Origin of the sequence: Stenotrophomonas sp. PUT21, from assembly GCF_052232875.1 — a bacterium.
Lineage (GTDB): Bacteria > Pseudomonadota > Gammaproteobacteria > Xanthomonadales > Xanthomonadaceae > Stenotrophomonas > Stenotrophomonas maltophilia_N.
This window is the reverse complement of record NZ_CP197645.1, coordinates 3352468-3365113: the sequence shown is the minus strand read 5'-3', so window position 1 is coordinate 3365113 and position 12646 is coordinate 3352468. Positions and strand designations below refer to the sequence as shown.

Here is a 12646-nt window from a genome sequence, read left to right as displayed (position 1 = left end):
ACTGATCAGGTGATCGACCAACGCACCCGTCAGGAAATCGAGCGCAGGGTGCAGCCGCGCGAGGCCGCCTGAGCGCCGCCCTTACCGGACGTTCGGCACCTCGAAGCCCAGCCGGTCCACCTGCTCGGGATGCTGCGGCACGCGCTTGAGCTTGTCGGTGTTGACCCCGTAATCGTCACGCAGGCGGGTGGCGAGCTCCTTGTAAAGCTCTTTGTCCATGTCCGGCTGGCGCGCGAAGATCCAGGCCATCTCGCGGCCCGGGTAGCCGAGCATGGCCCAGGAATAATCCGGTGCCACTTCCAGCACGCGCGTATGGGTCGGCACGATCTTGTAGAACCAGGTGCGCCAGTTGTGGTTGCCGCTCTTCTCGTCCACCGAGGCGCGGACGGTCAGTTCCTGCTGCGGTTCGGAAAAGCCGTCGCGGTAGCGGTAGGTGATGGACACCTTCTGGTCGCCACGCAGGCGGAACTGATTGACGCTGGCGACGTGGCCGCGCTCGATCGGGTTCGGCACGCGGCCGATCACATACCAGGTGCCCATGAACCGCTGCAGGTCGATCGGCGCATTGGCGCTGTCGACCGCGACCGGTGTCGGCGCAGGTTCCGGTTTGGTCTCATGGCGGAACGCACAGGCTGACAGCAGCGCCAGCGAGGAGACCAACAGGACAGCGCGAAGCGGGCGGTTCGAAGACATGCGGCGGGTGGCTCCAGTGGCTGGCAGGGGCATGGTGGGTGGGACAGCGGAGAACGTCAATGGCGGCGCAGCGGTTGCGTGACCGATTCATGCAACCTCGCCGCCGGCAGGCCTTCCTGCCGTGACCGGCGCACAAGGTCGCAGCCGGTGAGATGGCGGCGCGGCAAGGTGACGCATCACTTTCGCACGGAGCTGTGTCATGACCCTGTCGTCTTCCCCGCGTTCGGCCGACCGTCCCGATCCACGTGTGCTGCGCTGCGTCAGGCAGGCTGCCCTGGCCGGGGTGGCCCTCGTCCTGGTCTGGCCGGCCGCGCGCGGCCACAGCGAGTGGATCGGCTGGCTGCCGATGTGGCTCGTCGGCATGCCGCTGATGGCCTGGTGGAGCCTGCATCGCTTCCGCCTGCCGCTGGCCGGTCTGCTCACCCGTACCGCCCGCCGCCGTCGCGGGCCGCAGGCGCGTCGCCGCGTTCGCCCGATGCCGCGGCCGGCCCGGCCTGACCTTCGACACGTGAGCCGCGGCCAGCCGGTGTGATAGCGTCCCAAGGCTATGACTGCCTGGAGCTGCAATGTCACGATTCGCTTCCGCCTGCCTGGTGGCAGGTCTGATCTCCGCCGGTGCGGCGGGAACCGCCATGGCCGCTGACGCCCCGGCGGACAAGTACGCCTGGCTTGAAGACGTCACCGGCGACAAGCCGCTGGCCTGGGTCAAGGAACAGAACGCCAAGTCCGAAGGTCGGCTGGCCTCGACCCCGGCCTTCCAGCAGATGGAGACCAGCATCCGCGAGGTGCTCGATTCGGACGCCAAGATCCCCGGCGTGCAGAAGATCGGGGACTACTACTACAACTTCTGGAAGGACAAGCAGCACGAGCGCGGCCTGTGGCGCCGCACCACGCTGGCCGAGTACCGCAAGGCCTCGCCGCAGTGGGAAACCGTGCTGGACCTGGATGCACTGAACAAGGCCGAGGGCGAGAACTGGGTCTGGCACGGCGCCGACTGCCTGCGCCCGGACTACTCGCGCTGCCTGATCGCGCTGTCGCGCGGCGGCGCCGATGCCGACGTCACCCGCGAGTTCGACCTGGCCAACAAGACCTGGATCAAGGACGGTTTCTTCCGCCCCGAATCCAAGGGTGGCCTGAACTGGATCGACCGCGACACCGTGTTCGTCTACACCGATTTCGGCACCGGCACGATGACCACCTCCGGCTACCCGCGGGTGGCCAAGCTGTGGAAGCGCGGCACGCCGATGGCCTCGGCGGCGGTGGTGTATGAAGGCAAGCCCGATGACATGTACATCGCGGCCATGCACGACGATACCCCCGGCTACGAGCGCAACCTGGTCAGCCGCACGCTGGCCTTCTACAACAACGAGATCTACCTGCGTGCCGACGACGGCACGCTGACCAGGATCGACGCGCCCAACTCGGCCGAGAAAGGCCTGCGCAAGCAGTGGCTGACCCTGGAACTGCGCGAGCCGTGGACCGTGGGTGGCAAGACCTACGCCGCCGGCTCGCTGCTGGCCACCAAGCTGGACGATTACCTGGCCGGCAAGCGTGACTTCGACGTGCTGTTCGCGCCGACCGACACCACCTCGCTGGCCGGCACCAGCTGGACGAAGAACCATCTGGTCCTGAACGTGCTGGACGACGTCAAAAGCCGCCTGAGCGTGCTGACCCCCGGCGACAGTGGCTGGAAGACGAGCGCCTTCACCGGCGCGCCGTCGTTCGGCACCGTGGCCGTCAGCGCGGTGGATGCCGATGACAGCGACGCGGTGTGGATGACCGTCACCGATTACCTGACCCCGACCACCCTGGCCATTGCCGAGATCGGCAAGCAGCCGGAGGTGCTCAAGACCATGCCGGCGTTCTTCAATGCCGATGGCAAGGTGATCGAGCAGCACTTCGCCACCAGCAAGGATGGCACCCGCGTGCCGTACTTCGTGGTGCACCGCAAGGACATGAAGCTGGACGGCTCCAATCCGACCCTGCTGTACGGCTACGGCGGCTTCGAGATCTCGCTGACCCCGTCCTACTCCGGTGGCATGGGCCGTGCGTGGCTGGAGAAGGGCGGCGTGTACGTGGTCGCCAACATCCGTGGCGGTGGCGAGTACGGCCCGCGCTGGCACCAGGCGGCGCTCAAGCAGAACCGTCACAAGGCGTATGAAGACATGGCCGCGGTCGCCCGCGACCTGGTCAGCCGCAAGATCACCTCGGCCAAGCACCTGGGCGTGCAGGGCGGCAGCAACGGTGGCCTGCTCACCGGCAACATGCTGACCCAGTACCCGGAACTGTTCGGTGCGGTGGTGATCCAGGTCCCGCTGCTGGACATGAAGCGCTACAGCCACCTGCTGGCCGGCGCCTCGTGGATGGCCGAATACGGCAATCCGGACACGGCCGATTGGGAGTTCATCAAGACCTTCTCGCCGTATCACCTGTTCGACGCCAGCAAGACCTACCCGCCGGTGCTGTTCACCACCTCCACGCGCGATGACCGCGTGCATCCGGCGCATGCCCGCAAGATGGCGGCCAAGATGATCGATGCCGGCAAGGATGTGACCTACTACGAGAATATCGAAGGCGGCCATGGCGGTGCGGCGAACAACGCACAGGCCGCGCACATGTCGGCTTTGGCCTATAGCTTCCTGTGGGAGCAGCTCTCCAAGTAAGCTCGGGTTGCTCGACGGCCAGGGGCGGTCGAGCAGCCGGCAGGGAGTGAGCCTGCCGCAGACGTTGTAGCCCCCTGGAGCAGACTCCGGGTGGTGGGGCGTCAGGTTGGCTCCACCCCATTTTCAGCGCCACGCAGCGATGCGTGGCGTTTTTTTCAGGGGGCGCTCAACGCACCCACGTCTCCAGCCCACACGCGATCCGGCGCACCGCCTCTTCCAGGCGCGGCACTTCCTGCGTGTAGGCCAGCCGCACGTGCGCGTTGGCGCGGTGATGCCCGAAGTCGAGCCCCGGGGTGAACGCGACATGTTCGGTTTCCAGGAAATGCGCACAGAAGGCCTGGGCATCCTCGGTGAATGCACTCACGTCGGCGTAGAGATAGAACGCGCCTTCCGGTTCCACTTCGATCCGGAAGCCGAGCGCACGCAGCGCCGGCAGCAGGTAGTCACGGCGCTCGCGGAACGCGGCGCGGCGCTGTTCGAAGATGGCGATGGACTCCGGCTCGAAACAGGCCAGCGCGGCATGCTGGGCGATGCTGGAGGCACTGATGTACAGATTCTGCGCCAGCTTCTCCAGCTCCCGCACCGCCTGCGGCGGCGCGACCAGCCAGCCCAGGCGCCAGCCGGTCATCCCGTAATACTTCGAGAAGCTGTTGAGGACGAACGCGTCGTCATCCACCTGCAGCACACTGGCCGCATCCATGCCGTAGGTGAGCCCGTGGTAGATCTCATCCACCACCAGATGCCCGCCGCGTGCCTTCAGTGACTGCGACAGCGCGGCCAGCTGGGCGGCCGAGAGCACGGTGCCGGTCGGGTTGGCCGGGGAGGCGACCAGCGCACCGACACTGTCGGCGTTCCATTGGCGTGCGACCAGGTCCGGCGTCAGCTGGTAGGCCGTCTCCGGGCCGACCGGCACCAGTTGCGCGGCGCCTTCCACCAGGCGCAGGAAGTGCCGGTTGCACGGGTAGCCCGGATCGGCCAGCAACCAGTGCTTGCCCGGATCGACCAGCAGGCTGCTGGCCAGCAGCAACGCGCCCGAGCCCCCCGGCGTGACCAGGATCCGCTCGGGGTCGATCTGCACCTGGTAGCGGTCCTGGTAGAACCCGGCAATCGCCTCGCGCAGGGCGGGCAGGCCGCGGGCCGCGGTGTAGCGCGTGTGGCCGGCCGCCAGCGCGGCCTGGCCGGCGCGCACGATCGGTGCGGCGGTGGTGAAGTCCGGCTCGCCGATCTCCAGGTGGATCACATCGTGGCCGGCCTGCTCCAGCGCCTGCGCGCGGGCCAGCAGCGACATCACGTGGAAGGGTTCGATTTCCTGGCTGCGGCGGCTGTAGCCGGTGCCGGTCGGGGGCGTGCGGGAAGTGTCCATGGCCTGATGATAGGCGCAGTGACCAACGACAGGCTTGCTGCTGGCCCACCCGGCGGCACAGACTGCACGGACACGGACGCCATTGCATTCCCCCGCCAGGAGCCTTATCTCGTGAAACCCGCCCTTTGTTTACTGGTTGCCAGCCTCATGACCTCCAACGTGCACGCCGCCCCCGCGCTGACCCCGCCCGACGCCGAGAAGCACCCGCACACGGTGAAGGCTCCCTTCGGCGCGACCCGCAGCGATGATTACTACTGGCTGCGCGACGACAAGCGCGAAGACACGAAGATGCTGGCCTACCTGAACGCGGAAAACGCCTACACCGACCAGGTGGTGGCGCCGCTGAAGCCAATGGAAGACACCCTTTACAAGGAGATCGTCGCCCGCATCAAGCAGGACGACGCCAGCGTGCCCTCGCGTGACCGCGGTTACTGGTATTACACCCGCTTTGAAACGGGCAAGGATTACCCGATCCAGGCGCGCCGCAAGGGCAGCATGGAGGCGCCGGAAGAAATCCTGCTCGACATCAATACGATGGCCGAGGGCAAGGGCTACTTCAACGTCGGTGATGCCGATGTCAGCCAGGACAACCATCTGCTGGCCTGGGCCGAGGACGATGTCGGCCGCCGCCAGTACGTGATCCGCTTCAAGGACCTGCGCACCGGTGAAGTGCTGCCGGACCGGATCGAGAATGTCTCGCCCAACGTGGTCTGGGCCGATGACAACCGCACCCTGTTCTACGTTGAGAACGATCCGGACACTCTGCTCACCGTGCGCGTCAAAAAGCACGTGCTGGGCACCCCGGCCAGCAGCGACGTGCTCGTCTACGAAGAGAAGGACGACAGCTTCTACATGGGCGTCGGCCGCACCCGCGATGATCGTTTCCTGACCATCGAACTGCACAGCACGGTCAGCTCGGAAACGCGCTACGCCCCGGCCGCCGATCCGCAGGCGTTCAAGGTGCTGGCGCCGCGTGCGCGCGACGTGGAATACGACGCCGATCACTTCAACGGCCGCTGGGTGATCCGCACCAACGATGCCGACGCCAAGAACTTCAAGATCGTCACCGCGCCCAGCGATGCCACCACGCGCAGCCAGTGGAAGGACTGGGTCGCCCACGATGACGCGGTGCTGATCGAAGGCTTCGAGCTGTTCGATGGCTTCACCGCGATCGCCGAGCGCTCCAATGGGCTGGAACGCGTGCGCCTGCTGTTCCCGGATGGCCGCCAGGACTATGTCAAGGCCGACGAGCCGGCCTACTCGATGGGGCTGGCCGCCAACAGCGAGCACGATACCCCGTGGCTGCGGTACGCCTACACCTCGCTGACCACCCCGACCACCACCTACGAGCTCAACACCGTCACCGGTGAGCGCCGCCAGCTCAAGCAGCAGCCGGTGATCGGCTATGACCCCTCGCAGTACACCACCGAGCGTGTGTGGGTGACCGCCCGTGACGGCGTCAAGGTGCCGGTCTCGCTGGTCTACCGCAACGGCTTCAAGAAGGACGGCACCGGCGCGCTGTATCAGTACGCCTACGGCAGCTACGGCATGTCGATGGACCCGGGCTTCAACCAGACCGTGGTCAGCCTGCTCGACCGTGGCGTGGTGTATGCCATCGCGCACATCCGCGGTGGCCAGGAGATGGGCCGTGCGTGGTATGAGGACGGCAAGCTGCTCAAGAAGCAGAACACGTTCAACGATTTCATCGATGTCACCCGCGAGCTGGTCCGCCAGGGCTATGCCGCCAAGGACCGCGTCGCCGCCTCCGGTGGCAGCGCCGGCGGCCTGCTGATGGGTGCGGTGGCCAACCAGGCACCGCAGGATTACCGGGTGATGGTCGCCCAGGTGCCGTTCGTGGATGTGGTCACCACCATGCTGGATGCCAGCATCCCGCTGACCACCAACGAGTACGACGAGTGGGGCAACCCGGAGCAGCGCGAGTACTACGACTACATGCTGAAGTACTCGCCGTACGACAACGTCAGCAAGCAGGCCTATCCGGCCCTGTACGTCGGCACCGGCCTGTGGGATTCGCAGGTGCAGTACTGGGAGCCGGCCAAGTGGGTGGCCAAGCTGCGCGATGACAACACCGGCCATTACCCGATCGTGTTCCGCACCAACATGGAAGCCGGTCACGGTGGCAAGTCCGGCCGCTTCCAGCGTTATCACGAGCTGGCCGAATCCTACGCGTTCGTGCTTGACCAGCTGGGCGTGACGCCGGCGACGAAGTAAGGCCGCGGTGACGGTCGGGCAGCCACGCGCTGCCCGGCCATCGCGGCTGCCCGGCCGGCGCGGGGGGGGCACGCGCTCCCGCCTGCCTGTTCATCCAGCCAGCACCCAAGGGCTCAAAGGGCGCGGCTATACTCAGGGCATGAAGACATCCCCCCGTACCCTCATCTCCCTGACGCTGGCCGCCTCGGCGCTGCTGGTGCTGTCGGCCTGTGGCAACAAGGGCCCGCTGGTGCTGCCGCAGAAGCCGGTCCCGGTCGAAGAACAGCTGGTCGAACCAGCCGCCGACGACGCCACGCCGCCGGCCGCCGATGCCGGCAATGATTCCCCCGTCGTCCCCGATCCCGTTGATGCCCCGGCGCTGAAGGCCAATGACGGGAATGAGTAAGTCGAGCACTTCGGCGGCGCTGCGCTTCACCAAGATGCATGGCGCCGGCAATGATTTCGTGGTGTTGGACCTGCGCGATGGCCGCGCCCCGCCGGATGCCGCACTGGCCGCGCGCCTGGCCGACCGCCATACCGGCGTGGGTTGCGACCAGATCCTGACCATCGAGCCGCCCAAGGCCGAAGGCTCGGTGGCCTCCTACCGGATCTGGAATGCCGACGGCAGCAGTTCGGAGCAATGTGGCAACGGCGCGCGCTGCGTCGCCGCCTGGCTGGTACGTGATGGCGCCGCCAGTGGCAGCACGTTCGCGATCGACAGCCCGGTCACCACCCATGCGGTCGAACGGCTGGGCGAAGACCAGTACGCGGTGGCCATGGGCGTGCCGCGCTTCGAGCCGGAGAACGTGCCGCTGATCGGCTTTGCCCGCGCGCGCGAGGAATACCTGCTGCCGCTGCAGGGCGATACGGTGCGTTTCGGTGCGGTGTCGATGGGCAACCCGCATGCCGTGATCGAAGTGGGCCTGGTCGATGCGGCCCCGGTCGAGCGCCTGGGCCCGTTGCTGCAGCAGCACGCCTCGTTCCCGAAATCGGTCAACGTCGGCTTCGTGCAGGTCCTCAATCCGCAGCATGCGCGCCTGCGCGTCTACGAGCGCGGTGCCGGTGAAACCCTGGCCTGCGGCAGTGGCGCCTGCGCCGCGGCCGTGGTGATGATGCAGCGCGGTCGCCTGCAGCGCGATGCCACGATGTCGCTGCCCGGCGGCGACCTGCGCATCCGCTGGCCGGCCGACGATGCACAGATCGTGATGTCTGGACCCGCAGCCTTCGTCTTTGATGGAGAGTGGAACGCATGAGCGAGACCGCCGAGAAAATCGGATCGCATGAAGTGGCCGCCTGGCTGCGTCGGCATCCGACCTTCCTGAAGCAGTTCCCGGACCTGGCCTTGACCCTGGTGGTGCCACGCGATGACGGCCCCACCGCGTCGCTGGCCAGCTACCAGCTGGAAGTGCTGCGCGACAAGAACCGTGAGCTGTCGCGACGGCTGGCCGACCTGGCCGCCAACGCGCAGACCAACGAGCGCTTGGCCGTGCGCACGCACCAGCTGACCCTGGCACTGATGAAGCAGGACTCGGCGGCCGATACCCTGCGGGCGATGGCCGCCTCGCTGGAAGAAGATTTCGCCGGGGATCTGGTGCGGCTGATCGTGCTGCACCCGGTCGCGGGGCTGGAGCAGGCCCCGTGGCTGCAGGTGATCGAGGAGAGCAGCCCGTTGCTGGGGGTGTTCCGTGATTGCCTGAAAGACGGCGAGCCGATCTGCGGCCGGCTGCAACCGGAAAAGAACACCGTGCTGTATGCCGGGCGCGCCGAGGAAGTGCAGTCCAGCGCGCTGCTGCCGCTGCCGGGCGTCGGCCTGATCGCGGTTGGCAGCCACGATGCCAATCGGTTCTACCCCGGCATGGGCACGCTGTTCCTGCGCATGATGGGTGAGTCGCTGGTCGTTGCGTTGCAGCGTTTCCCGTCGCCCTGACATCCCGTTGAGCGGAGCCGTCGTGACTACCGCGCAGGACTTCCTGTCGCATCTGCAGGTGGAGCGCCGCATGTCGGTGCACACGCTGGATGCTTACCGCCGCGACCTGGACGCCCTCGCGGTGTGGTCGGACGGGCAGGGCGCCGTCATCGACTCCCTGGACAGTGCGCAGCTGCGCCAGTTCATCGCGGCCGAACACCGCCGTGGGCTGTCGCCCACCTCGCTGCAGCGCCGGCTCTCGGCCTGCCGCAGTTTCTACGCATGGCTGCTCAAGCACCACCGCATCGCCGCCAATCCGGCCACCGGCCTGAAAGCCCCCAAGGCGCCGCGCAAACTGCCGCAGGTACTCGATGCCGATGAAGCGGTGCAGCTGGTGGAACTGCCCACCGATGCCCCCCTCGGCCTGCGTGATCGTGCACTGCTGGAACTGTTTTACTCCTCCGGGTTGCGCCTGAGCGAGCTGTGTGCGCTGATCTGGCGCGACCTGGATTTTGACACCGGCCTGGTCAACGTGCTGGGCAAGGGCAACCGCGAGCGCCGCGTGCCGTTTGGTTCGCATGCACGCACCGCGCTGCAGGGCTGGCGGGCCGAAAGCGGCGGTGCGGCGACCGCGCCGGTGTTCCCCGGGCGCAAGGGCGGGCCGATCACCCAGCGCGCCGTGCAGATCCGCATCCGCCAACTGGCCCAGCGCCAAGGCCTGTTCAAGCACGTGCACCCGCACATGCTGCGGCACAGTTTCGCCAGCCACATTCTGGAATCCTCCGGCGATCTGCGCGGCGTGCAGGAGCTGCTCGGCCATGCCGATATCGCGACCACGCAGATCTACACCCACCTGGATTTCCAGCACCTGGCCAAGGTTTACGACGCCGCCCACCCGCGTGCCAAGCGGCGCAAGAGCGGCAACGAAAGCTGAATCGATCCGCTGCGGCATCCGGGCGCAGGGCAGGGCGGGTTGAAGCGTCGGGCACAGACCCCACCTCAGTCCTTGTCACCCCGGAGGCTCCATGGACCCCAGTCAGAACCCCAACGTATTTCATGCCACCACCATCATCTCGGTGCGGCGCAATGGGCATGTCGCCGTCGCCGGCGATGGCCAGGTCACACTCGGCCACACGGTGATGAAGGGCAACGCCCGCAAGGTGCGCCGTCTGGGTCGCGAGGGCCAGGTGCTGGCCGGTTTCGCTGGCGCCGCCGCCGATGCCTTCACCCTGTTCGAGCTGTTCGAGGCCAAGCTGGAAAAACATGGCCAGCTGCAGCGCGCTGCCGTGGAACTGGCCAAGGATTGGCGCACCGAGCGCCGCCTGGGCAAGCTCGAAGCGCTGCTCGCCGTGGCCGACAAGGACACCTCGTTGATCATCAGCGGCACCGGTGATGTGATCGAGCCCGAAGACGGCATCATCGCGATCGGTTCCGGTGGCTCCTACGCCCTGTCGGCCGCCCGCGCGCTGATGGCGCACACCGAACTGGATGCCCGCACGATCGCCACCGAGTCGATCAACATTGCCGGCGACATCTGCATCTACACCAATCGCAACGTGGTGGTCGAGGAACTGTAAGCGTAGCGCTGGCTGCTGGCCGGCGACCCCGACCCACCACATTCATTCGTGAGCACACCCATGCCGCACAAGATTGAAGTTTCTTCCGCCACCATGACCCCGCGCGAGATCGTGCAGGAACTGGACCGGCACATCGTTGGTCAGCACGACGCCAAGCGCGCGGTCGCCATCGCGCTGCGCAACCGCTGGCGCCGCATGCAGCTGCCGACCGAGCTGCGCAACGAGGTAATGCCCAAGAACATCCTGATGATCGGCCCGACCGGCGTCGGCAAGACCGAAATCGCGCGTCGCCTGGCCACGCTGGCCAATGCGCCGTTCGTCAAGGTCGAAGCGACCCGCTTCACCGAGGTCGGCTACGTCGGCAAGGACGTGGAACAGATCATCCGCGACTTGGCCGACACCGCGGTCAAGCTGTACCGCGAGCAGGCCAAGGTGCGCGTGCGCACGCAGGCCGAAGAGCGCGCCGAAGACCGCATCCTGGATGCGCTGCTGCCGCGCCGCAGCACCGGTATCGGCTTCGATGCCGACGCCGCGCGCAACGAGCCGTCCGCACAGGACAACGAGACCCGCATCAAGTTCCGCCGCATGCTGCGCAATGGCGAGCTGGACGAGCGCGAGATCGAACTGGAAGTGTCGGCCAACGTCAGCATGGACATCATGACCCCGCCGGGCATGGAGGAAATGGGCCAGCAGCTGCGCCAGATGTTCTCCAGCATGGGCGGTGCGAAGGCGCAGAAGCGCACGCTGTCGATCAAGGCCGCGCGCCCGCTTCTTATCGAGGAAGAGGCCGGCAAGCTGGTCAACGAAGACGATATCCGCAGCGCGGCGATCGAGGCCTGCGAGCAGCACGGCATCGTGTTCATCGACGAGATCGACAAGGTCGCCAAGCGCGGCGACAACGTCGGTGGCGGCGATGTCTCGCGCGAGGGCGTGCAGCGCGACCTGCTGCCGCTGGTGGAAGGCTCCAACGTCTCCACCAAGTACGGCACCATCAAGACCGACCACATCCTGTTCATCGCCTCCGGTGCGTTCCACCTGGCCAAGCCCAGCGATCTGATCCCGGAGCTGCAGGGTCGTTTCCCGATCCGCGTGGAGCTGGGCGCGCTGAGCAAGCAGGATTTCGTGCGCATCCTCACCGAGCCGAAGGCCGCGCTGACCAAGCAGTACGAAGCGCTGCTGCAGACCGAAGGTGTTGCGATGAAGTTCACCGTCGATGCGGTGGATCGTCTGGCCGAGATCGCCTTCCAGGTCAACGAGCGCCAGGAAAACATCGGCGCGCGCCGCCTGCACACGGTGCTGGAGCGCCTGCTGGATACGCTGAGCTACGAGGCCCCGGACCGCGATGGCGAGACCATCAGCATCGACCAGGCCTACGTCGATGCGCACCTGGGCGAGCTGGTGCAGGATCCGGACCTGAGCCGCTACATCCTGTAACGGCACGCAACGATCGGGTGGTAGGAAGAACGGCGGCACTGCGGTGTCGCCGTTTTTTTTGCCTCAGACTTCGTCGTCGGTCGGCAACGCGGTCGGCGGGGCGCCTGGGGTGAACACACCCGGTTTGACGAAGGCACTGAAGATCGCATCGAGCGTCTGCATGCCATCACGCTGGATCTCGAACAGCTCCGGTTCCAGCATGGCGCTGTACAGCACGCCGGTCAGGCTGGTGCTGACGATGCGCGCCACGGTGTCGGCATCCACGTGATCGCGAAGCTGGCCCAGCTCACGCGCGCGCTCGAGCGCGGCGGCGATGATCGCCAGTTCCTCGCGCGAGGCTTCGCGCTGCAGTTCCTGCATCGCCTGGCTTTCCACCGAGAGATCGTTGCGCAGCATGATTTCCATCATGTTGCGCAGGCGCTCGTCTTCGGCCAGTTCGCGGAAGGAGACCAGCAGCGCCGAGCGCAGGTCCAGGATCGGCGTGCTGCGCTTGGCCGAGGTGGTGCGGCGCATGCGCTCGATGAACGGCACGCGCTCGCGGTCGATCATCGCGGTCAGCACTTCGGCCTTGTTCTTGAAGTGCCAGTACACCGCGCCGCGGGTGAATCCGGCGCGCGCGCCGATCATCGCCAGGCTGGTGCCGGCGACCCCGTATTCATGGAAACAGACCTGGGCCGCGTCGAGGATGCCCTCGCGGGTGGCCTGGGCCTCTTCTTTGGTTTTTCTGGCCATTGCGCTGTGCAGTTGCTGGATGAAACCGGCCTGAATTGTACCGCTTTACAAACAAACATGCATGTAT

The 12646-nt window shown here is 66.6% G+C and carries 12 protein-coding genes; 9 read left to right on the top strand and 3 right to left on the bottom strand.

Features of this window, described 5'->3' with window-relative positions; all coding sequences use genetic code 11:
• Nucleotides 1–81 precede the first annotated feature (81 nt).
• Nucleotides 82–693, bottom strand: a complete 612-nt coding sequence (locus ACTT2I_RS15235; protein ID WP_088433799.1) for a lipocalin family protein — start codon at nucleotides 691–693, stop codon at nucleotides 82–84.
• Between the two features lie 199 nt (nucleotides 694–892).
• Between ACTT2I_RS15235 and ACTT2I_RS15230 the strand changes: the two genes are divergently transcribed.
• Together ACTT2I_RS15230 and ACTT2I_RS15225 are read left to right on the top strand one after the other, a co-directional pair.
• Nucleotides 893–1225 carry a hypothetical protein gene (locus ACTT2I_RS15230; RefSeq protein ID WP_421098954.1) on the top strand — a complete coding sequence of 111 codons (333 nt, stop codon included), beginning with the start codon at nucleotides 893–895 and terminating at the stop codon, nucleotides 1223–1225.
• Between the two features lie 34 nt (nucleotides 1226–1259).
• A complete protein-coding gene (locus ACTT2I_RS15225; protein WP_421098955.1) occupies nucleotides 1260–3356 on the top strand; it encodes a prolyl oligopeptidase family serine peptidase in 2097 nt (698 codons plus the stop codon).
• Nucleotides 3357–3522: 166 nt separating this feature from the next.
• Here the strand turns inward: ACTT2I_RS15225 and ACTT2I_RS15220 are convergent, their stop codons facing one another.
• On the bottom strand, nucleotides 3523–4719 hold the full coding sequence (locus tag ACTT2I_RS15220; protein WP_421098956.1) for a pyridoxal phosphate-dependent aminotransferase: 1197 nt from the start codon (nucleotides 4717–4719) through the stop codon (nucleotides 3523–3525).
• 111 nt (nucleotides 4720–4830) lie between these two features.
• On the opposite strand from ACTT2I_RS15220, the gene ACTT2I_RS15215 reads away from it, so the two are divergent.
• The 7 genes from ACTT2I_RS15215 (at nucleotide 4831) to hslU (ending at nucleotide 11847) form a co-directional block, all read left to right on the top strand.
• A complete protein-coding gene (locus ACTT2I_RS15215; RefSeq protein WP_421098957.1) occupies nucleotides 4831–6951 on the top strand; it encodes a S9 family peptidase in 2121 nt (706 codons plus the stop codon).
• 139 nt (nucleotides 6952–7090) lie between these two features.
• Nucleotides 7091–7336 (top strand): LPS translocon maturation chaperone LptM, encoded by a 246-nt coding sequence (gene lptM / locus ACTT2I_RS15210; RefSeq protein WP_088433804.1) that lies wholly within the window; start codon nucleotides 7091–7093, stop codon nucleotides 7334–7336.
• Nucleotides 7329–8183, top strand: a complete 855-nt coding sequence (gene dapF / locus ACTT2I_RS15205) for a diaminopimelate epimerase (protein ID WP_088433805.1) — start codon at nucleotides 7329–7331, stop codon at nucleotides 8181–8183. The genes lptM and dapF overlap by 8 nt, the downstream gene beginning before the upstream one ends.
• Nucleotides 8180–8857, top strand: a complete 678-nt coding sequence (locus tag ACTT2I_RS15200) for a DUF484 family protein (protein WP_293979934.1) — start codon at nucleotides 8180–8182, stop codon at nucleotides 8855–8857. The genes dapF and ACTT2I_RS15200 overlap by 4 nt, the downstream gene beginning before the upstream one ends.
• 22 nt (nucleotides 8858–8879) lie before the next feature.
• Nucleotides 8880–9770, top strand: a complete 891-nt coding sequence (gene xerC, locus ACTT2I_RS15195) for a tyrosine recombinase XerC (protein WP_293979933.1) — start codon at nucleotides 8880–8882, stop codon at nucleotides 9768–9770.
• 91 nt (nucleotides 9771–9861) lie between these two features.
• Nucleotides 9862–10413 (top strand): ATP-dependent protease subunit HslV, encoded by a 552-nt coding sequence (hslV, locus tag ACTT2I_RS15190; RefSeq protein ID WP_019183676.1) that lies wholly within the window; start codon nucleotides 9862–9864, stop codon nucleotides 10411–10413.
• A 60-nt stretch (nucleotides 10414–10473) separates the two neighbouring features.
• Nucleotides 10474–11847, top strand: a complete 1374-nt coding sequence (gene hslU, locus ACTT2I_RS15185; RefSeq protein ID WP_088433808.1) for an ATP-dependent protease ATPase subunit HslU — start codon at nucleotides 10474–10476, stop codon at nucleotides 11845–11847.
• A gap of 63 nt (nucleotides 11848–11910) precedes the next feature.
• Here the strand turns inward: hslU and ACTT2I_RS15180 are convergent, their stop codons facing one another.
• Entirely contained in the window at nucleotides 11911–12579 is a 669-nt protein-coding gene (locus ACTT2I_RS15180) for a TetR family transcriptional regulator (protein ID WP_293979931.1), read from the bottom strand.
• Nucleotides 12580–12646 lie beyond the last annotated feature (67 nt).

Excerpts from the sequence above, each read along its gene's own strand:
- hslU (WP_088433808.1), top strand. The coding sequence starts at position 10,474 with ATGCCGCACAAGATTGAAGTTTCTTCCGCCACCATGACCCCGCGCGAG.
- ACTT2I_RS15235 (WP_088433799.1), bottom strand. The coding sequence starts at position 693 with ATGTCTTCGAACCGCCCGCTTCGCGCTGTCCTGTTGGTCTCCTCGCTG.
- ACTT2I_RS15225 (WP_421098955.1), top strand. The coding sequence starts at position 1,260 with ATGTCACGATTCGCTTCCGCCTGCCTGGTGGCAGGTCTGATCTCCGCC.
- ACTT2I_RS15180 (WP_293979931.1), bottom strand. The coding sequence starts at position 12,579 with ATGGCCAGAAAAACCAAAGAAGAGGCCCAGGCCACCCGCGAGGGCATC.
- ACTT2I_RS15230 (WP_421098954.1), top strand. The coding sequence starts at position 893 with ATGACCCTGTCGTCTTCCCCGCGTTCGGCCGACCGTCCCGATCCACGT.
- ACTT2I_RS15220 (WP_421098956.1), bottom strand. The coding sequence starts at position 4,719 with ATGGACACTTCCCGCACGCCCCCGACCGGCACCGGCTACAGCCGCCGC.
- hslV (WP_019183676.1), top strand. The coding sequence starts at position 9,862 with ATGGACCCCAGTCAGAACCCCAACGTATTTCATGCCACCACCATCATC.
- lptM (WP_088433804.1), top strand. The coding sequence starts at position 7,091 with ATGAAGACATCCCCCCGTACCCTCATCTCCCTGACGCTGGCCGCCTCG.
- ACTT2I_RS15200 (WP_293979934.1), top strand. The coding sequence starts at position 8,180 with ATGAGCGAGACCGCCGAGAAAATCGGATCGCATGAAGTGGCCGCCTGG.
- dapF (WP_088433805.1), top strand. The coding sequence starts at position 7,329 with ATGAGTAAGTCGAGCACTTCGGCGGCGCTGCGCTTCACCAAGATGCAT.